The organism is Treponema vincentii (assembly GCF_018336815.1).
Lineage (GTDB): Bacteria > Spirochaetota > Spirochaetia > Treponematales > Treponemataceae > Treponema.
In genome coordinates this window covers 1117044-1135619 of sequence record NZ_CP050497.1, presented here as the reverse complement: position 1 = coordinate 1135619, position 18576 = coordinate 1117044, and the positions used below count along the sequence as shown (strand labels likewise).

Sequence of the window (18576 nt, the reverse complement as noted above, 5' to 3'; positions counted from 1 at the left end):
TGCAAAAGATATAAATAAGGATACAATAGTCGCCATGGATAGAAAATATGTATTACTGATCGACGGTGATAATATCCCGCCGAGTTTTTTGGAAGCTATCATTACCGAAGTTTCTAAAGAAGGTGAATTACTGATAAAGCGTTTATACGGCGACTGGACAACGCCGAATATGAACGGGTGGAAAAATTGGCTGGAGAAGATACCCATTCGCCCCGTACAGCAGTTCCGCAACGGTCCGAATGCAACCGATAATACCATTATTATGGATGCTATCGAGTTGGCTAATACCAATAAGAGCATTAACGCTGTTTGCATCGTTTCGACGGATTCGGATTACTACAGTCTTGCCCTTAAATTGCGAGAATACGGACTTTATGTACTTGGTATCGGAAAACAAAATGCTAAGGCTCTTTGGGTAAATGCCTGCAATGAATTTAAATATCTGGAAAATCTCGATAGCGCTGCAACCCCTGAAGAGGAAAGTCAAGACTCCCCCTTCGATTCTCTGGAGAAATTGCTGAACCATGCCTATAAAAACTCACGAATGACGGAAGACGGATGGGTTAGCCTTTCCGACTTGGGGAAATCCATCAGGCGGAGTATGCCGGAATTTGATCCCCGATCGTATAACCATAATACCTTACGCGAAATTCTTGAAGCCTTTCCCGATCAATATGAAATGACAACCGATAAACTGGTTCCGCCCAACCATTGGATTAAAGCAACGGAACGGCAAAAAAGCGATACGCTGAGCGGTACCATTAAGCGCTTTAAGGGAAACTGGGGAATCATCGAAACTACCGACCGCGGCGATTTCTACTTCGGTCTTACGAACCTTACGAAATCTTCTCGACGTAAGAAAATTATGGAAGGAATGCAGGTGCGGTTCAAGGTGTTTAAGGAACCGAATGCAGCCGGAGAAAATTTTGCCGAAAGAAACGGCAAAGCAACGGATGTGGAGCTCCGATAGACGTGTTTAATTAACATTCAATGGAAGGATAAGGGGACGTCATCACCTATTGGAACCGTTGTATCCGCTCATAAAGCGCAGAGGCAATAAGTAAGAGCGTCTCTTTGGTATTTTGTGCAGGGTCGTCTAGCACGGTTTCTAAAAGGTCATGCAACACAAGACCGAGGTATTTCCCCGCAGGAATACCGATTGCCATTAAATCTTTTCCGTTAACCGCTAAATCTTTCAGGCTGTAAGCTCCGTCCTCTTTGAGGATAGCATCAATGCGTGCCGTAAATTCTGCAAGAAAGTGCGGCTCAGCATACGTGCCGGTGAGTCCGAAAACATCCGCTTTCCTTAGCGCAAATAAATCGTCGATATTTTCTTTCCCAACGCGGACGATAAAACGGCGGACGGCGGCATCAGTCCATGAAGAATCATAATGAAACATGTGTTCCGCAACTAAATGAGCGGTTTTTTCTATTTCTGCATTGGAGTATTTTAGCCGCCGCATAATACTGCGAGTCATTTTTTCGGAAATAGCTTCGTGGCGGTAAAAGGTGCAGCTGCCGTCCGCCGCTTCCTTGCGGGCAGCGGGCTTCCCGATATCGTGGAAAAGCCCCGCGAGCCGAATATGGATGTGTTCCATTCCTGCTGGGCAGGCATTGCACACCAGAAAGCTATGGTCGAGTACATCAAAGTGATGATAGCTTCCCTGCCCGATGCCGCGGCATTCCATCAGTTCCGGAATAAAGAGATTCAGCAGCCCTGTGCTTTCCATTAGCCGCAAGCCGGTAAGCGGGGTTTGACAGCTGAGCATTTTTGTAAATTCTTCGCGGAATCGTTCAATCGAAATCTTTTGGGTGATATGCAGCGCCTGCGGGATTGCCTGTAGTGTTCCCGTATCAATGGTAAAGCCGAGCTGCGCTGCAAACCGGACGGCGCGGACGGGGCGCAATCCATCCTCCAAAAATCGGTCGAGCGGATTCCCGACTGTTCGGATTCGTCCTGTATGGATATCGGCTCTGCCGTTAAAGGGATCAACGATTTCTCCGTCAGGAAGAGAAACCGCAATGGCATTCATCGTAAAGTCGCGGCGCGCAAGGTCGGCTTCTATAGTCGCAGTATATGAAACGGCAGCGGGGTGCCGCCCGTCGGTGTAATCCGCTTCGGTACGGAAGGTTGTACATTCGATATGCTTGTTTTTATAGATGATGGTAACGGTACCGTGTTCTATGCCGGTGGGAATAGTTCGCCGAAATAAACGCGTTACTTCTTGCGGCGGCGCATCGGTTGCAATATCCCAATCGCTTGCCCTTTTCTTTAAGAAAAAATCGCGGACAGCTCCGCCGACGAGATATGCGGAAAAACCCGCTTCATGGAAATATCCGCTTATTTCTTTAAGTAGAGGCGGAACGGGAAATTTTTGCTCCATAATTTTACACTTTAATATCAGCTTCAGTTAAATAAAGAATCGTAAATCTTTTCTGCCGGTCATGTTGAATCGGTACGCTGTGATATAGGTTCCCGTTATCGCGGTTAATGCATTAATTGCTGCCGCAACGGAGCTGATAAAAAAGGCTGCCGGACGCAGAATCAGATACCCCGACTCAAAGCCGCGTCCATAAAACATGCACAATGAGGTAAGCGCAATATACGTTCCTCCGATGGGGAACCGTCCAAGCAAGCACGAGAAGAGAGAGGCATATCCCACCAGCCAAAATATATCGCTAAAAGCTATCCTAAATACATTAATCGAATAAGATTTTAAAATCACAACAAAACTGACGGTAATGACTAAAGCCGAACCCGCTCTTCCGAAAATAGAGAAAACAGGAAGGGCAACGGAGGAAATACGTCGACGCACGCCGAGACTTTCGTTGGAGTGACGCAGCAATACGCTGAGCGCAACATGGGTATCCTGTGAAAAAAAGGCTGCCATCATGGGGGCGAGGCTGGCATAGAGAACCCGATACGGATTTATATCACGGCAAAAAATCTTTAATAATGCGGGATAAATAATGAGGGCGATGATCAACAGATCGACAATAAGCAGAATTGCAAAATCGGCAAAAACCGCAGTCAACAGCATTTCGTGAAATTTAATCACCCAATAAGAGGAAACAGCCACCATACCGAATACCAGCATATCTACAAAAAAGACCAGTACCGCATAAGATATCCGCGCCAAAGAATCAATGAGCGTTATGGTTGGCTTCGCAATATTTCTGTCAACTGCACAACCGGCTCCGGCAAATCCGCCGAAAATACAAAGCGGTAGAATATAGGTTCCGTTTACCAGCGCTTCGAACGAGCTGGAAGGAAGTAATTGTAAAAGCGATTCTTTAACGCCGAGAACTTGTACATCGGATATGCCTTCTACAAAAATAGGTATACGAGCCGGTGTATGAATAAGTACGGATATTAATCCGATGCAAGACAATAATAATGCGGCGCCGCAGATAATGAGAATTGTAACAATCGCAACTTTAAGCAAACTTCTATTTTCGCGTAATTCAAAGATACTGAGTGTAAATCCGAAAAATACTGCCGGATAGAGAGCGTACCTTCCGAACTGTATTGCCGCATTTGATAAAAATTCTACAGCTTGTACAAACAGCGTATTTTCAGCACCGGCAACAAGAGCAAAGATTATCCCCAGCACAATGCCGATAAAATATTTCAACCAAATTTTCATAGCGATTGAGTGTAACCCAAAGATTGTACTGCGTCAACTCAGAGTCGAAGTTATAATCCTTACCGGTAAGTATGTACCACACGATTGCACAGATTCATGAGTACAAAGGGCAGCAAACGTTCTATAACGAAGAAGAAATAGCGGGCACTGACGCTCCTTTTATTGTATAAGCATGAATATTTTGTCGGCAGGTATACCAGTATCGAAATGCTAATAGAAATATGCTCAGCATTTTATTAAAGGCGTATATCCAATGCGATGAACGGTTCCGCAAAGCGTTTACTGCAGCTGCGCCTCTATCGTACCAACCGTACACAGCAGCTCAAGGAGCGGAATACGGAGCAAAGCGCGGGATGTCTTTTCAGTCTTTTTCTGTACGGTAACCGTCCCGACGGGACTGATATGCGCCGTCTGTACCTTATACGGCACATCGACGGTTAGCACAAATTCGGAGCTGCGGAGTTCGGCTGCAATCTTTTTTCCGTAAGCGGCGCCGATCAGCTCTTCGTATTCCGCAGGCGGTATTGCATCGCCGGTAAAGAGCGGCGCCATCAGCATATCAATAAAATCACGGCTTTCCTGCGGCAGTATCGCCAAAAACGATGCGATATTTTCGGGAGAAATACGCAATACCGTTTTTCGCTCTTTTGTATCGTAGCTGATAACATCCTTGAGCAGTTCATGATTATACGGCACAGTGCATGCAAGGCGTAATCCCATGGTTCCTTGCAGTGTAATATCTTGAACGCTAATTCCTTCTTTTGTAAACGCTTCTTTCAACTCTTGAACATTAAATACGGATTGCCCGTCAGTCTGCTCAGCCTTTTGTTTTAGTAAACGTGTGATATTTTTTTCCAACAAATCGCTCGGTATAAATTCTGCGGTAAGGCCGTAATCCGTATTATCCCGTATAACGATATGGGCAGAAGAAGAACAAGAAACCGTAATGCAAACGGTTGCGAAACAGCATACTAATATGCGATATACTATTTTCATGATAACAACTCCTCTTGTGTTTAGGGTAACCGCGCTAGAAATATTTTAAGCGGTTGCTTTCTTACTGTGCGAAATTTTATCTAAAATTTCGCACGGATATCGGGATGTATTTGGCAATTCTCAGGTGTTCTCGAAAAAAACGGAACAGTTGATTCGGCAAGAAAAATCTCTTCCGGCTTCATAATACTGCCTGCAAAGCGATACGTTTTTTTCCAGTACGGCTCTTGGATAGTCGAAATAATAACCCCTGTACGCGGCCCGTCCGATGCCGAATGAATAAATTTTCCCGCGCCGATATAAATACCGACATGGGAAATACCGCCTGCAGTGTTAAAGAAAAGCAAATCACCCGGCTGAATTTCTTCATCCGTTATCCTTTTTGCATATTCGGCAATCGCATCCGAGCGCCGCGGCATCTGCAACTTTAAAACATCAGCCCCATTGCGAAAAACAAAACCGGAACAGTCCATCCCCTTAGGAGAATGACCTGCGTAACGGTAGGGCGTACCGAGATAGTTCAACGCATTATTGACAAATGCGATCCGTTGAGAATCTTTTGGAGAAGGCGCCCCAAAAAGGAATTGCCCCGTCGCCAATATGATAAATAAATAGAAAAAAAAGGCTCGTATATCTTTCAAAATCATGTAAAATAGTTATACTAAAAATAAGAGAAAATTGCAATTTTGAAAGTAAATCAAAAAATTGTATTTATAAAGGAGTGTATTGATATGCATGAAATGGTAAAACGACCATGGGACTTTCTTGATGCATGGCGTGGGAAAAAATTTACCGGAGAATGGCCGACATTACCGGAGATGTTTGAAATTACTGTAGAACGTTTTCCGAATAGAAACTGTTTAACAGTCTTTGAGCCGGATAGAATTACGCTTACCTATCGTGAAACACTTGCGGCAATTAAGAAGTTAGCAGGTTGGCTTGTCGCTCATGGCGTAAAAAGGGGAACTCATATTGCCGTTTCGGGTAAAAATTCTTCCGAGTGGGCAATTGTCTATTTGGCGGCGCTGTATGCCGGTGGCATTATTATCCCCATCGACTACGGCCTACACAATTATGAGATCGAATCGCTTTTAAAAACAGCAAAGCCGCTCTTTTTCTTTGTTGATGAAGAAAAATATGATTATTTTATTGAAGCATCAAAATCGCAATCTTTTATCGGCGAAGTCTATTCTTTAAACAGTAAACACAGCGACCGCTATGTATATAATTTGGAAGCGGAACCGCTTGCTACCTATTATCCCTTGCAGGAAAACGACACAGCAGCTATCCTATTCACCTCGGGTACGATGGGTACTCCTAAAGGTGTTATGCTGTCCCACCGGAATATCGTCTCCGACTGTTACATCGCTCAATCGAACTTAACCATATTTGAAACCGATATTTTCTATGCACTGCTGCCGATTCATCACTCCTATACTATGGTCGCCGTTTTTATTGAAGCAATTTCCGTCGGTGCAGAAATCGTATTTGGAAAATCCTTAGTGGTATCTCGTATGCTGCGCGAGTTAAAAGAAGGAAAAATCACGATGCTTCTCGGTGTACCGCTCCTCTTTAACAAGCTGCTTGCCGGTATTATGAAAGGAGTGCGCAGCAAAGGCGTTGTGGTATATGGTATCATCAGATTTCTCATGGGGATTTCGTATATCGTGAAAAAGACAACAGGAAAAAATATCGGAAAAAAACTTTTTAAGAGCGTATTGGAAAAGGCGAATCTCACGACGCTCCGTATTGCAATTTCGGGCGGCGGACCGCTTTCAAAAGAAGTTTTTAGAGCATACAATGAATTCGGTATCGATTTTGTCCAAGGATACGGTTTGACCGAAACATCTCCTATTATTGCGTTAAACCCGAAAGATCACTTTAAGATTGAAAGCGTCGGACGTTACTTCCATCCCTATATGGAAATGAAAATTCTTGACCCTGATGAAAACGGTCGTGGAGAAATCTGCGTGAAAGGACCGATGATTATGCAGGGTTATTACAATATGCCGGAAGAAACTGCAGAGGTATTATCGGAAGACGGATGGTTCCGTACCGGTGATATCGGATGGATTGACGATGAAAAATATCTGTATCTCTGCGGACGCGCAAAGAATCTTATCGTTACCTCCGGCGGTAAAAACGTATACCCTGAAGAAATAGAAAATGCTTTCCAGATGTATTACAACGATATCGAACAGATAACTGTAAAAGGCTACCATCCTGCACACGATTTAACCAGTGAAGAAATTGAAGTATTGGTATACCCCACTGATGAGCTTTATAAAATGCTCAACCTTAACCGCGGCACTCCTGCCGGAGACAGCGCCGTTTATAAAAGAATAGAAACGATTGTCGAAATCGTGAACAAAGAACTACTGCCCTATCAGCGGATAACAAAAACCACACTTTTGGACAAACCGCTCGAAATGACCACAACCAAGAAAGTTAAACGGTACAATAAAGCTGAATAATGATCTGAGGTTGGAAAAAATACGGCATCCATTCTTACCGAACGGGTGCCGTACTCTAGAACTTCGATATATCGATAAGGTTTAGTTTACTTTAAATTTTCCAACTTCCATAACCAGCGCCTTAATGCTCTGTGTATTCTTTTGCGTAATCGCGTTGACTTCCTGTACGGCATTGTTAATCTGTGTTGCGCCTGAAGCCATTTCGTTCATACCATTGGTTATAATGCGCGTTAGATTATCCAATGTGCGCATTTCCGCTGCGACACCTTCCCCGCCTTTCAACATCTCTTCCGAACCGGACTGAACTTCCGTTGTTACCATATTGATGTTTTTAATAGCGGTTAATACTTCGTTGCTGCCGTTTGCCTGTTCGCGCATTGCTTCCGTAAGCCGGTCGCTCATTTCTTTTACTTGGGCTGCAAGGGTAAAAATAGTGTTAAACTTTCCTTCTACGGTTTTAGAAGATGACGAAAGCGTTTCTATTTCACTGCTGAGTATTTTAAGCGTTGTCGTAATGTTTTTTCCCTGCACGGCGGAATCCTCTGCCAACTTACGGATTTCGTCGGCGACAACGGCAAAGCCTTTGCCTGCCTCTCCTGCATGAGCAGCTTCAATGGCAGCATTCATTGCAAGTAAGTTCGTTTGCGATGCGATATGCTGAATAACGCTCGACGCTTCCATAAGTGAGCCGGATTCTTCCGCTATTTTCTGCGTTACCGTATTGGACGTAACCAGCGTTGCTTTTCCGTCTCCTGTCGCAGACACAAGGTCTTTCACGATTGTATCAGTCTTATTGAGCGTCTGACTGATAGAGGTAATATTTGCAACCATTTGCTCGACTGATGACGAAGACTGTGCAACACTTGCAGACTGCGTTTCGATACTGCTACTCAACTGCTTAATAGTGCGGATAATTTCCTCTACTGTCGCGGAAGTTTCGGTAACGCTCGCAGCTTGGGTCAAAACTTGTTGCTGAATACCGTCTATGTTTGCACTGATCTCGTTGATTGAGCTTGCCGTTTCGGACATATTCGAAGCAAGCTCACCACCTATCTCTTCCATAATATCGCTATTGACGCCGATAGATTTTATTGTAATACTAATTTTTTCTATTGTTTCGTTAAAATACTCCGATAAATCCGTTACCTCATCATTACCGCTTACAACCATACGAACCGTTAAATCACCTTCTCCTTGCGCAATATCCTTAAGCGCTGCAACAAGTTTTTGGATCGGTTTTACGATACTACGTGCAACAAAGTAGACGATAACCAATGCTGAAACAAAAATAACTACCAAGATAATGTCTATAGCAAGACTCATCTCATTCACTGATCCCATAAGCTCGCTATATGGAGCGGTCATAATAACCGTCCATCCTGATAGCTTGCTCTTAGCATAAGAAGATATTACGGAGGTGCCATCGCTGTCATAATACCCGATACCCGGTTCTTGCGCTTGTAACGCTTGTTGTTCAAACGATGCAAGCGGCACCATACTCGGATCACTTTGTGCATCTTCATAAGAATTGTATTGATCTTCGACAAAACCTATATCTTTATCCGCTATCGTATTTCCCGTTAAACCGAGTATATAGCAATAACCGCTCTGTCCCAAAACAATATCTTGAATTACTTCGGATAAAAGGTTGGCTCCGACAGTTACGCTCAATACGCCGACAATCTCTTTGTTATCGCCAATAATGGGAACGGCATAGACAATCTGCATTGCATTTGAGACACGAGATATAAGGGGTTCCGATACAAAACTTTTTCCCGATGAAGCAGCTTGGAACCAATCCCTGTCGCCGACATAAATAGGTTTCTCGTCATTTGCTCCATAACGGTTTCCCTGTAAATCAGTCACGCCGAAATAATCGACCCTTGCATTATGCTCCGCTTCATGCGCGAGACTCTGTGCTTTTTGATAGTATGAAAGGGAAGTATCACGCAGCGAAGGCATACGGGCAACCCCTTCAACAAATTGAAGAGTCGCTTGTATTCTTCCATCGATAATCTCTGCGACATCAGCAGCTTTATCTATTAAATGAGCTTCAATTTTTTCCGTTACAGCTTTGCGCGCAATCATAATTGCAAGCACCCCCTCGATGACAGATGCCCCCAGAATCAATAGCCCAAAAACCAACATCAATTTGTTTCTTAACGAAAAACGCTTTTTCTTTAGTTTACTTCCCATCTATTCGTCTCCTAATCGTTTTGATACCGACTACTCAATTAAGCGATAATTATAACAGTTGCCATATAGAACAGCATTGCCGACCTTTTACTGTTTTAAACGGTATAAACCTCACAGCATAATTCGACAATTTTAAAATTGCAAAACAGGAATATTATTTTCCTGAGCAAAGAGACCTATTTCTATGACTAATATTATAGAGAATATTATGAATTATATTTGTTTAAGTTCAGTTAGTCTATCCCTCCATAGGCTGAGTTTGAGAAACCGCCATACAGCACAGTACAATGCGATTACTGAAAAGAGTTCCTAGAGTTGTTCACCGGCGCGTAGTTTTACCCGCATTGCTTGGATTTTTGCATCCATCGCTTCAAGCTCATGTAACAGTTCTTTCTCGTGATTGGAAGTTTCGATAACCGCATAGATACCGCCGTTCTTAATGACGATACGTTTATCGGCATAGAGCGCAAGCGCCGGATCATGCGTAGCCATCAGCACGATTTTATCGTTCGATACCAAAAGCTGCAAAGCCTTTTTCCGGTCGATTCCGGCATTTTCAATCTCGTCTATCAGAACGATCGGAGATGAGCTTAAAATGGCGGTATCGGCAATCATTAACGCCCGGGACTGCCCGCCGCTTAGCACGGTAATCGGTGTGTCCAGCCGGAATTGTTCGCCTGCCAGTTTATTTGCCGCCTCGATAATACCGCTGACAGCTGCTTCTTTGTCTTTGACCATCCGGCTTTCCGCATGCAGCTCGATAAACTCCCGCACGGAAAGATCCATCACAAAGTTCATATTCTGCGAAAGCTGCGCAACCAGTTTATTGTTAATCGAAAACCGGAGCGCTTTATCGGGCGCCTCGCCGTTAATCAGTATTGCCCGACCGGTCGGCGTGTCTTTTTGTGCCGTCCATTCGATGTCGGCAAGCAGCCGCGACTTACCGGAACCGGTCGGTCCAACAATCGAAATAATCTGAGACGGATATAATACAAGGTCTTCAAAGTTTTCAGGCTCACCTGATTTATTCGTACCGGGCAGTATCGTAAGGCTCTGCACGCCTTGAACATCATCCCCATTTAAAAAACCGCTGCATTTGAATGATGTATTCAAAAAATGAGTATGATAACGTTTCTCTATCGAGCGCATAATCTTCACACTGTTCTTCGGAAAGACTTTTCAGAAAAGAGTCAAAAGTACGATGTGTATTATCCAGAATGTGCAGCTCGGTCAATCTGTTTTCTGCAAAAAAATCTTCAATAAACGGATACTCTGCGAGGAGCGTTTCTATCGTTTTTTTTGAAAGTTCTCTTTTCTTTTCGGCGGCGCCGTGCGTTTCAAAACCGGTATCTGCAGCCATATTGTCCCCCATAAAATTTTTGCACGATGTTTTGGACATCTCTAAAAACTCGGTTAGCCTTTTAGAGGTTCCCTTTAACTATTTGTTTGCGATTCGGCAATCTTCATCTTGCGGATGTTGCCCATCTGGAAATTTTCGCCGACCCGCGTTTCGCCCAAGCAGTAAGAACACAGCGCCGCGGGCATCGGGAATCGGAGTTCCATTCCCTGCACCGTCGAAATATCTTTATCGGGACTGAACAGCAGCGTGCTGAGTTCAAAAGCGCCTTGCCCCGTCAGTCCGTTCACCTGCATAATAACCGCCCGCGGATTAACGGTATTGACACGGGCGCAAAACACTTCGCGTTCGGCTTGCGACACAATATCGCCTTTTGTGATGACAACAATATCCGCCGCTTTTAAAAGCGGGCCGATTTTTTTCGGCGTATTGATGCCGGAAAGATTATCGATAACGCAGATCCCGAGAATATTCTTAATATACGGAGAACAGCGGTTGCACAAACCTGCGGATTCCGTTATCAGAAGGTCAAATTTCTCTTTTACACCCCATTGTACTACCTCTTCGATATTGGAAACAAAGAAGTGATCGGGGCAGAGTGAGCCGGAAATACCTTTTTGGACAGGGATACCGGCCTTTTCGTATAGCACATCGTCATCGGTGTAAAGGCAGTCAAATTTCACCACTCCGGCGCGGAGTCCTTGCGTGCGCAGCGCCTCGATTGTCTTTAGAATAACGCTTGTTTTGCCCGAAGACGGTGGGCCGGAAACGATCAAAAGATTCATAGTGTTGCGATTATATCATATACAATGAGGGTGTTCCGTAACATACGTTACAGAACACCCTTTTAAAAATATTCAAGCATCTGCGTTGTCGCATCGCCAAAACTATACATCCTTGTATAGTTTTGACTGTGAGTTTCGCATACAGACGAAACTCACTACTGGTTAATACAAGCGGCGTCCATGCCGCTACTGCAAACAGTCCTCGACGTATCAGAACCGCCACGGACGGCGGTGGTTCTATGCAGTAGGGGGCTGTCCTAAAAGTTTTGTTTTATTACCGATTGTATAGCCCCTGCTTCACAGAACTAACCATATTTTTCGTTTTTTTTGATTATTTTAGGGGTAACCCTCGATTTATCCCCCTTATGCCGCCTTCTTTTCCTGTTCTTTGCGCATAAGGTTCTTAATATTATAACCAAGCAATAACAGAGCGATCTCTACTGTTACTTTTTCAGTGCTGCGTAAATAAAAGCGACGGAAGTGCTGGTTCCCTTTTATTTGTCCAAAGACCGTTTCGCATTCTACCGAGCGGCGTTTCATGATTTTCTTGTTCTCATCATCATCAAGTAGCTCATTGACTTGCTTCTTTTGGGCAAGCCACTTCTCGTTCCGCTGTACCGTTCGCCCTTCTTTCGCTTTGCTACACTTTTCCCGTAACGGACAACCTTCACAGTTGTGACACTGATAGATATCAATAGTATGGGTATACCCGTTTTTCGTTTCTTTCGTCACGGTTTTCACATACGGTACTCTGTTGCCGGCTGGACAGGTGTATGCTTTTTGCTCACTATCATAGTCCCAATTTTCACTATTAAAGAGCTTCTTTTTAAAACTCTTCTTCCGCTGTTGATGATAGCTTCCATACTTTACTAATGCAACACTTCCATTTCTCTCAAGATACTCATAGTTTTCTTCACTGCCATACCCTGCATCTGCTATCACCATTTCAAAGGTGTATGCTCTAACCGTTTTTGTACATTATCAATATGAACCGGTAAGGTTCTCATATCCGCAGCATCCGCAAATATATCAAAGCCTATTGCAAAGGTATTCTCATTGCCTACTTGTACATTGTAGCCGGGCTTTAACTGCCCATTCTTCATAGCATCTTCTTTCATCCTCATAAAAGTGGCATCATGATCGGTTTTAGAAAAACTGTTTCTCCCATTAAAGGTTGCGTTGTATGCTTCATATTTTTCTTTTCGCGGCAGCAGCTCTGTCTCAAGTTCTTTCTTTGCTTTCTCCAGTTTTTTTTTAACTGTTTTTGCTTTCTTCTCACTGTTCTCTGCCAACGCTTCAAGCTTGTTATTTATCTTTTGCGCAACTTCTTTGATCTCTTCGCTCGTTACCTCTGCTCCTTCTCCAAGCTCTTCTAAATCTTTATCGCCATATATATCATTTTCTTGTTCGGCTATCGTATTTATTTCTTTTATCAACTCCCTGACCTTTTCGTCCAGTTTCTTTTCGTACTTTTCTACCGACCCTTTCCATACAAATGTATATTTGTTCGCCGCACTTTCTATCTTTGTTCCGTCCACAAAATACTTCTCTAGTTTGACATAGCCTTTTTCATACAAAAGCTTTACCGTTGCGGTAAATACTTCTTCAATCACACTTTTCAGCCTTTCTCCTCGGAATGCATTGATTGTTCTAAAGTCCGGTTTTTGGTTTGCCGCCAGCCACATTACATTCACATTTTCCCGGCATTGTTTCGCAATCTGCCGCGACGAATAGGTACCGGTCAGATAGCAGTAGATCAATACTTTTAACAGCATCTGCGGATGGTAGCGGCTTGCTCCCCCTCCCGTTGTGTAGGCTTCAAACAGGGCTTTCAGTTCTATTTCATCCACCGTTGCGCTGACTACTCTTACCAGATGATTCTCCGGTACCAATTCTTCTAAGCTCGGGGGCAATAGCCACCGTTCACTTTGATCATACGTCTTAAACGTTATTTTACTACTGACTCCTCTACTCATATCCTGATTTTATCACGTCTTTATACTTTTGGGACAGCCCCTCGCAGCCCAAGAATGTACACGGACGTTCATTTTGGGCGAGGATGTCCGTGGTTCCACGCAAAGGCGATGTTTTTGCGCAGCGAAAACTCGTCGTTGAAAAGTGTACACGGATGTACACTTTTCAACAGGCCTGCGGTTAATTTGTGCTCGCTCCTAGCATCTGCTCTACCCATTTTCAAAAGGCTAACGGAATGGCTATTGCCAAAAATCAACATCCCGACGCAGTGGACGGAAACATAGCCAATAGTTGGGCGACAATTCGTCCGGCTTTTCCGCGATGGGACAGTTCGTTTTTTTCTTGTGCCGTCAGTTCTGCAACCGTTTTGCCGATCTTGGGAAGATACACAATCGGATCATAACCGAAGCCGTGTTCTCCGCGCTCCGATTCGGCAATTACGCCCTCGCATGTTTCTTGTACCGTAAAAAAACGGTGAGCATCCAGCATTACCGCAATGCAGCAGACAAACCGGCAGCTGCGGTTTTCTATCCCTTTCATCTGTTGCAGCACAAGTTGATTCCGCTCCTCCGCTTTCAGCTGTACACCGTCTTTCATGCCGTAGCGGGCTGAATAGATACCGGGCTTACCGCCCAGCGCATCGATACACAGCCCCGAATCGTCGGCAATCACCGGACATTTAACACATTCGTATAGGACGCGGGCTTTTAATAATGCATTTTCTAAAAAAGTCGTTCCCGTTTCTTCGGGGTCAAAGAGGATACCCGCATCAGCAGGGAGGCTGATGTGATGGCCTTCCAAAATAGCGGCAAATTCTTCTTGCTTATGTCGGTTGCCGCTTGCTAAGTATATGTGCATGGCTTACCATAACACGCTTTTTTAAGCTCGACAAGATCGCTGTTAATCGTTGCTCGAGAAACGCCCAGTTGCCGTGCCAATGCTCGATTGCTCGGCCCCCGCGTGTATTCCCGTATCCGCTTCAGGTATCCCTGCCAACGTGCATAGCTGTATGCCTGACGATGTTTCAAACGTTTGATAACGGAACCATGCGCCTCATCAACCTTACGAAGCTGGAGCGTCGCACTCTTATACCGCACATAATAAAAATCCCGCTTTGCTACCCATTCGTTGTAAACAGCATCCCGTTTATCGGTCAGCTCCTTTGCTTCCTCAATCAGCAGTCTCACCTTTCGTACCGATATTCCTAAATGTACGGCAACTGTTTGCAGCAAATGTTCGTTGATACAAAAACAAGACTTACACAGTAGTTCGAGAAAATAACGTGTATAGATGTCTTTTCTTTTTCTTTCCCATCTGATTGTTTCCTGAATAGACTGAACTTTTTCGGGTAACACCGTATATGAAGGCGACGGACTTGCTGCATACAATTCATAGTTTTGTGATCCGTTCTGTTCGTCCCGTCTCGTTTTAACGATCCGCTGCTGATCATCTTGAGCAACGGAAGCATACGTTGCCTGTTCACGATTCCGCCTTAGAAAAAGCTTCCAACTATAGGTAAGAGACATTCGCAAGTAAGTAGGAAATATTGACCTATCGGGATTATAACCGTCTATGATAGTATCCAGCTTTGGATAGAGCCAAAGCAAAAAGTCACTGCGCATATCCTCGCTTCCACAGTAGACCCCGAATTCACCGAGATTAAAATACAAATACTGAAACAGCGTATCTACGGCTTTTTTTTGTTTATTCTGCCGTGAAAAGTCCGCCAATATCGTTTCAATGATATCCTCTTGCATACGTTTCTCCTTCGGTTTCATCTTGTCTATAGGGTTGTCATAGCAAGATATATGCCAAAAAAGGATTGCAGGATTTTTCAAAAACCGAACAGTCCATAAAAGATAATGATTGGCAAAGACGGATAATAAATTTATTAAAATAAGTCCTTCTATGATAATAACTTACAAGTTTTTTCATTAAATTATACGTATGAAAGAATATGTTTGTTCCGTTTTTCTCCTACCGTGATTATGCAGTAACATCGAAATATGGATAAAACGTAACTAATTCACCTGTCAGAATATGACATACGGAATATCAGAATTTGAGACTTCGAAAATAATCAGGGAAGTACTAATGAAAGCGAGGGCTGTATATATTTTTTTCGATAAATGCCCGTAGGGTAGGAATATGGCTAGTCTCAAGTTCTTTGACCGCATACAGTATTGTAACGTTCCCGTTTTGTAGCTCGGTCTTAATTTTTTCGATAAAAGCCGGTGCTTCAGGATTTTCCGCCAATTCATTTGCATAGAGGGCGGAAAAATGGCCGTAATCCATTTCTTTTCTATGATAGGCTTGTCGTATTGCCGATGATGGTGCAATATCTTTAGCCCAATCTCCGAGCGCTGCCTTTTCTTTTGTAAGTCCGCGCGGCCATAGCCGATCAGCTAATATCCTAAACCCGTCTTGCGGTTCAGCAGCATCGTATATCCGCTTCCAATATAGTGTTCCCATAATAATGCCTCCTAACGCATCTACGCCTTAATCTTGTGCCAGTACTCTTCCGACGTATCATGTATGGTTTGCATGCACCTTAGCGATGTATCGTAGCGTGTTATCCACGACACTATCCGCAAAAGCTCACTGTAAATACTTTTCCCAATCGCGCCAGCTCACATAAGCAGTGCCGTTGATGTTCATACTCATATCGGACAAATAAAACACTGCGTTTTTTGCCGTTTCATCATTCAGCAGCTGCAGGTATTTTTTTGTGTTGCGCGACAGCTTTGCGTCCGGGGCATTGGAACTTTTTATCTCAATCGCAAAAGTACGGTTCCAATCCGCAATCGTATCTACCTCCAAGCCCTTGCTGTCTCTAAAAAAGGTGAGGTTCGCTTTTTTACCCTAATTCAGGCGATGTTTCAGTAATTCCGAAACGGCAAAGGTCGCAACCGCGGCTCCCTTGTATCGGCTCAAGAGCAAATCTTCTTTTGTCTCCAGCCGCAAAAGATGACACATCAACTCTGAATCAACAAAATAGAGCTTCGGCGTTTTTACGATGCTTCGTCCAAGGTTATTAGTATTCGGTTCAAGAAAGTGGATAATAAACGAAGCCTCTAAAATAGAAAGCCAGCTCTTCACCGTCGGCGCAGAAATGCCGGTATCCCGCGCAATGCTATCCATAGAAAGCAGCTGACCGCTGTGCACCGCGCACACGTGCACAAACTTCTTGAACAGAGAAATATTGCCGGAATTAATCTGATCCCGTATATCCAAATCCAAGTAGGTATCGATATAGTTTTCATACCAATCCTCTCGAATTAGGACTGTCCCAAAAGTCGGTTACTTTCGGGACAGCCCCCGTTCCCTGTTATTTATACAGGGGTCCGAGTGTTGCACATGCACGATAATCCGCGCCTTCCAACTCATCGCCGAAAGCATTCCAGTACTGCGGACGGTAGATTTTTGCATTTTCAACATTGTGCATACACACCGGTATACGCAAAATAGCGGCCAGTGCGATCAGTTCTGCCCCGATATGTCCGTATGTAATTGCCCCGTGATTTGCACCCCACTTTGCCATGACGGAATAAACATCGGTGAACGCTCCCTTACCGGTCAAGCGCGGAACAAACCACGTAGTCGGCCAAGTCGGATTGGTGCGCAGATCAAGTTTTTCGTTTACGGCTTTAGGAAGCGATACGGTGGCGCCTTCGGCAATTTGCAGTACCGGACCCAAGCCGTGCACCAAGTTAAGACGCGCCATAGTAACCGGCATTCCGCCTTCCGTTAAGAAGTTGGAAGAATAACCGCCGCCTCTAAAGTATTCCAAGCTCGCATATCGCCACTGCGTGGCATCAAGACAGGCATTAGCTTCTCCGGAGGTGATTTCCCAGAACGGCTTCATAACGGACTTACCGTCTTTTTTCTGTTTCCCCGTACCGTCAAGACAGGTTGCTCCGGAATTAATCAAATGGATAAAGCCGTTTGCCGCATCGCCTTGAGGCTTCCATCCGGTAATCCGTTCAACCGCTTCGGGGCTCCAATAGGTTCTGACGTCGGAGAAAATCGCCGCACTATAGCCGAGCAGATGTTCAAACATCATACAAACGCCGTTCAGCGAATCATTTTCGGTGGCTACTAAGAATGGCTCACGGATACCGTTCCAGTCAAAACTGGAGTTCAGCATGGCTTCGAAGAAGTCGCCGTTCGGCATAAAATCAGTCCAGTGGCGCTGTCCTTGGAAGCCTGCCAACAAGGCGTTGCGTCCTTTGGCTTCCTCAGGAAATTTTGCTTCAAGTTTCTTGTTTCCGATCATCAAATCGCGGACGATGATCATGCACTTAACACAGATTTCCCATGTTTTATCTTTCCGTTCCCGTGAATGCTGCATTTTTTCGGGGTTGTCGTCCTTCCCCTCTTTGCAGTGTTCTTTTGTCCATGCAAGCGCTTTTTTGAATTCTTCTTCATCGTAGATATTCTCGTTGATGCGCCGAATAAGTTCGGACATATCGACGGTTTCATTTCTCATACCGAGATACCGCTGGAAAAAGTCCTGAGAAACGATCGAACCTGCAATCCCCATCGAGACGCTTCCGATAGACAGATATGATTTTCCCCGCATCCATGCAGCGGCAAGGGCTGCACGGGCAAAAAGCAAGATTTTTTCTTTTACATCGCAGGGAATAGCAGTGTCATCGGCATCTTGAACATCCCGTCCGTAAATGCCGAATGCGGGCAGCCCCTTCTGGGTGTGTCCTGCAAGCACGGCCGCAAGATATACCGCGCCGGGTCGTTCCGTACCGTTAAAGCCCCACACTGCCTTAATGGTCATCGGATTCATATCCATAGTTTCGGAACCGTAGCACCAGCAGGGGGTTACGGTCAGCGTGATATCCACACCTTCCCGCTGAAATTTTTCCTCGCAGGCAGCAGCCTCGCCGACACCGCCGATAGTAGAATCTGCGATAACGCACTCAACCGGCATACCATTCGGATGGCGGAGATTTCCGCTAATCAGCGCCGCAGCGCTCTTTGCCATATTCATGGTTTGGTCTTCAAGACTCTCCCGCACTCCCTGCTGCCGACCGTCAATAGCCGGTCTGATACCGATTTTCGGTAAGTGTCCTTTATACCGGTTTACCGGTTCCGTTTGCTTAAACTGTGTTGACATACGTCCTCCTTACTGTTTT

Annotated in this window: 16 protein-coding genes and 1 pseudogene; 2 read left to right on the top strand and 15 right to left on the bottom strand. The window is 44.6% G+C overall.

Annotation, left to right across the window (positions count from 1 at the left end; genetic code table 11):
- Positions 1–34: 34 nt before the first annotated feature.
- Complete coding sequence (locus GWP40_RS05220; RefSeq protein WP_212566338.1) at positions 35–970, top strand: NYN domain-containing protein; 936 nt, start codon at positions 35–37, stop codon at positions 968–970.
- A gap of 46 nt (positions 971–1016) precedes the next feature.
- On the opposite strand, the gene GWP40_RS05215 is transcribed toward GWP40_RS05220, so the two are convergent.
- From GWP40_RS05215 to GWP40_RS05200, 4 genes are all read right to left on the bottom strand, one after another.
- Complete coding sequence (locus tag GWP40_RS05215) at positions 1017–2384, bottom strand: CCA tRNA nucleotidyltransferase (protein WP_212566337.1); 1368 nt, start codon at positions 2382–2384, stop codon at positions 1017–1019.
- Positions 2385–2411: 27 nt separating this feature from the next.
- The gene (locus GWP40_RS05210; protein ID WP_212566336.1) at positions 2412–3647 is read right to left on the bottom strand and encodes a dicarboxylate/amino acid:cation symporter; all 1236 of its coding nucleotides are present in this window, start codon (positions 3645–3647) and stop codon (positions 2412–2414) included.
- Positions 3648–3926: 279 nt separating this feature from the next.
- Positions 3927–4643 (bottom strand): hypothetical protein, encoded by a 717-nt coding sequence (locus GWP40_RS05205; protein WP_230974622.1) that lies wholly within the window; start codon positions 4641–4643, stop codon positions 3927–3929.
- Positions 4644–4723: 80 nt separating this feature from the next.
- Positions 4724–5287: a C40 family peptidase gene (locus tag GWP40_RS05200; protein WP_212566335.1), complete on the bottom strand. Its 564-nt coding sequence runs from the start codon at positions 5285–5287 to the stop codon at positions 4724–4726.
- An 84-nt stretch (positions 5288–5371) separates the two neighbouring features.
- Here GWP40_RS05200 and GWP40_RS05195 point away from each other — a divergent pair, with 84 nt between their 5' ends.
- Positions 5372–7114 carry an AMP-dependent synthetase/ligase gene (locus GWP40_RS05195; protein WP_212566334.1) on the top strand — a complete coding sequence of 581 codons (1743 nt, stop codon included), beginning with the start codon at positions 5372–5374 and terminating at the stop codon, positions 7112–7114.
- A gap of 81 nt (positions 7115–7195) precedes the next feature.
- Here the strand turns inward: GWP40_RS05195 and GWP40_RS05190 are convergent, their stop codons facing one another.
- The 11 genes and pseudogenes from GWP40_RS05190 to GWP40_RS05150 all read right to left on the bottom strand — a co-directional run bounded on the left by GWP40_RS05190 (position 7196) and on the right by GWP40_RS05150 (position 18557).
- Positions 7196–9310, bottom strand: a complete 2115-nt coding sequence (locus tag GWP40_RS05190; protein ID WP_212566333.1) for a methyl-accepting chemotaxis protein — start codon at positions 9308–9310, stop codon at positions 7196–7198.
- A 309-nt stretch (positions 9311–9619) separates the two neighbouring features.
- Positions 9620–10670: pseudogene (locus tag GWP40_RS05185) on the bottom strand (ATP-binding cassette domain-containing protein).
- Between the two features lie 74 nt (positions 10671–10744).
- Positions 10745–11452, bottom strand: a complete 708-nt coding sequence (locus GWP40_RS05180; RefSeq protein ID WP_212566332.1) for a GTP-binding protein — start codon at positions 11450–11452, stop codon at positions 10745–10747.
- Positions 11453–11815: 363 nt separating this feature from the next.
- Complete coding sequence (locus GWP40_RS12720; RefSeq protein ID WP_230974621.1) at positions 11816–12397, bottom strand: transposase; 582 nt, start codon at positions 12395–12397, stop codon at positions 11816–11818.
- The gene (locus GWP40_RS12715) at positions 12391–13428 is read right to left on the bottom strand and encodes an IS1182 family transposase (protein WP_230974620.1); all 1038 of its coding nucleotides are present in this window, start codon (positions 13426–13428) and stop codon (positions 12391–12393) included. The genes GWP40_RS12720 and GWP40_RS12715 overlap by 7 nt, the downstream gene beginning before the upstream one ends.
- 250 nt (positions 13429–13678) lie before the next feature.
- Entirely contained in the window at positions 13679–14284 is a 606-nt protein-coding gene (gene rdgB / locus GWP40_RS05170; protein ID WP_212566331.1) for an RdgB/HAM1 family non-canonical purine NTP pyrophosphatase, read from the bottom strand.
- A complete protein-coding gene (locus GWP40_RS05165) occupies positions 14269–15183 on the bottom strand; it encodes a hypothetical protein (protein ID WP_212566330.1) in 915 nt (304 codons plus the stop codon). Before GWP40_RS05165 ends, rdgB begins: the two co-directional genes overlap by 16 nt.
- 334 nt (positions 15184–15517) lie before the next feature.
- Positions 15518–15898: a DUF488 domain-containing protein gene (locus GWP40_RS05160; RefSeq protein ID WP_212566329.1), complete on the bottom strand. Its 381-nt coding sequence runs from the start codon at positions 15896–15898 to the stop codon at positions 15518–15520.
- A gap of 126 nt (positions 15899–16024) precedes the next feature.
- Positions 16025–16246, bottom strand: coding sequence for a hypothetical protein (locus tag GWP40_RS12710; RefSeq protein WP_230974619.1), 222 nt, complete (start codon positions 16244–16246; stop codon positions 16025–16027).
- Between the two features lie 42 nt (positions 16247–16288).
- Positions 16289–16666: a DUF4143 domain-containing protein gene (locus GWP40_RS12705; RefSeq protein ID WP_230974618.1), complete on the bottom strand. Its 378-nt coding sequence runs from the start codon at positions 16664–16666 to the stop codon at positions 16289–16291.
- A gap of 88 nt (positions 16667–16754) precedes the next feature.
- Positions 16755–18557, bottom strand: a complete 1803-nt coding sequence (locus GWP40_RS05150; RefSeq protein ID WP_212566328.1) for an L-fucose isomerase — start codon at positions 18555–18557, stop codon at positions 16755–16757.
- Positions 18558–18576: the final 19 nt, after the last annotated feature.

Bases quoted from the DNA above. Each gene is read 5' to 3' on its own strand.
- GWP40_RS05180 (WP_212566332.1), bottom strand. From the start codon at position 11,452: ATGAATCTTTTGATCGTTTCCGGCCCACCGTCTTCGGGCAAAACAAGC.
- GWP40_RS05215 (WP_212566337.1), bottom strand. From the start codon at position 2,384: ATGGAGCAAAAATTTCCCGTTCCGCCTCTACTTAAAGAAATAAGCGGA.
- GWP40_RS05200 (WP_212566335.1), bottom strand. From the start codon at position 5,287: ATGATTTTGAAAGATATACGAGCCTTTTTTTTCTATTTATTTATCATA.
- GWP40_RS05150 (WP_212566328.1), bottom strand. From the start codon at position 18,557: ATGTCAACACAGTTTAAGCAAACGGAACCGGTAAACCGGTATAAAGGA.
- GWP40_RS05195 (WP_212566334.1), top strand. From the start codon at position 5,372: ATGCATGAAATGGTAAAACGACCATGGGACTTTCTTGATGCATGGCGT.
- GWP40_RS05160 (WP_212566329.1), bottom strand. From the start codon at position 15,898: ATGGGAACACTATATTGGAAGCGGATATACGATGCTGCTGAACCGCAA.
- GWP40_RS05165 (WP_212566330.1), bottom strand. From the start codon at position 15,183: ATGCAAGAGGATATCATTGAAACGATATTGGCGGACTTTTCACGGCAG.
- GWP40_RS05190 (WP_212566333.1), bottom strand. From the start codon at position 9,310: ATGGGAAGTAAACTAAAGAAAAAGCGTTTTTCGTTAAGAAACAAATTG.
- rdgB (WP_212566331.1), bottom strand. From the start codon at position 14,284: ATGCACATATACTTAGCAAGCGGCAACCGACATAAGCAAGAAGAATTT.
- GWP40_RS05205 (WP_230974622.1), bottom strand. From the start codon at position 4,643: ATGAAAATAGTATATCGCATATTAGTATGCTGTTTCGCAACCGTTTGC.
- GWP40_RS05220 (WP_212566338.1), top strand. From the start codon at position 35: ATGGATAGAAAATATGTATTACTGATCGACGGTGATAATATCCCGCCG.
- GWP40_RS05210 (WP_212566336.1), bottom strand. From the start codon at position 3,647: ATGAAAATTTGGTTGAAATATTTTATCGGCATTGTGCTGGGGATAATC.
- GWP40_RS12720 (WP_230974621.1), bottom strand. From the start codon at position 12,397: ATGGTGATAGCAGATGCAGGGTATGGCAGTGAAGAAAACTATGAGTAT.
- GWP40_RS12715 (WP_230974620.1), bottom strand. From the start codon at position 13,428: ATGAGTAGAGGAGTCAGTAGTAAAATAACGTTTAAGACGTATGATCAA.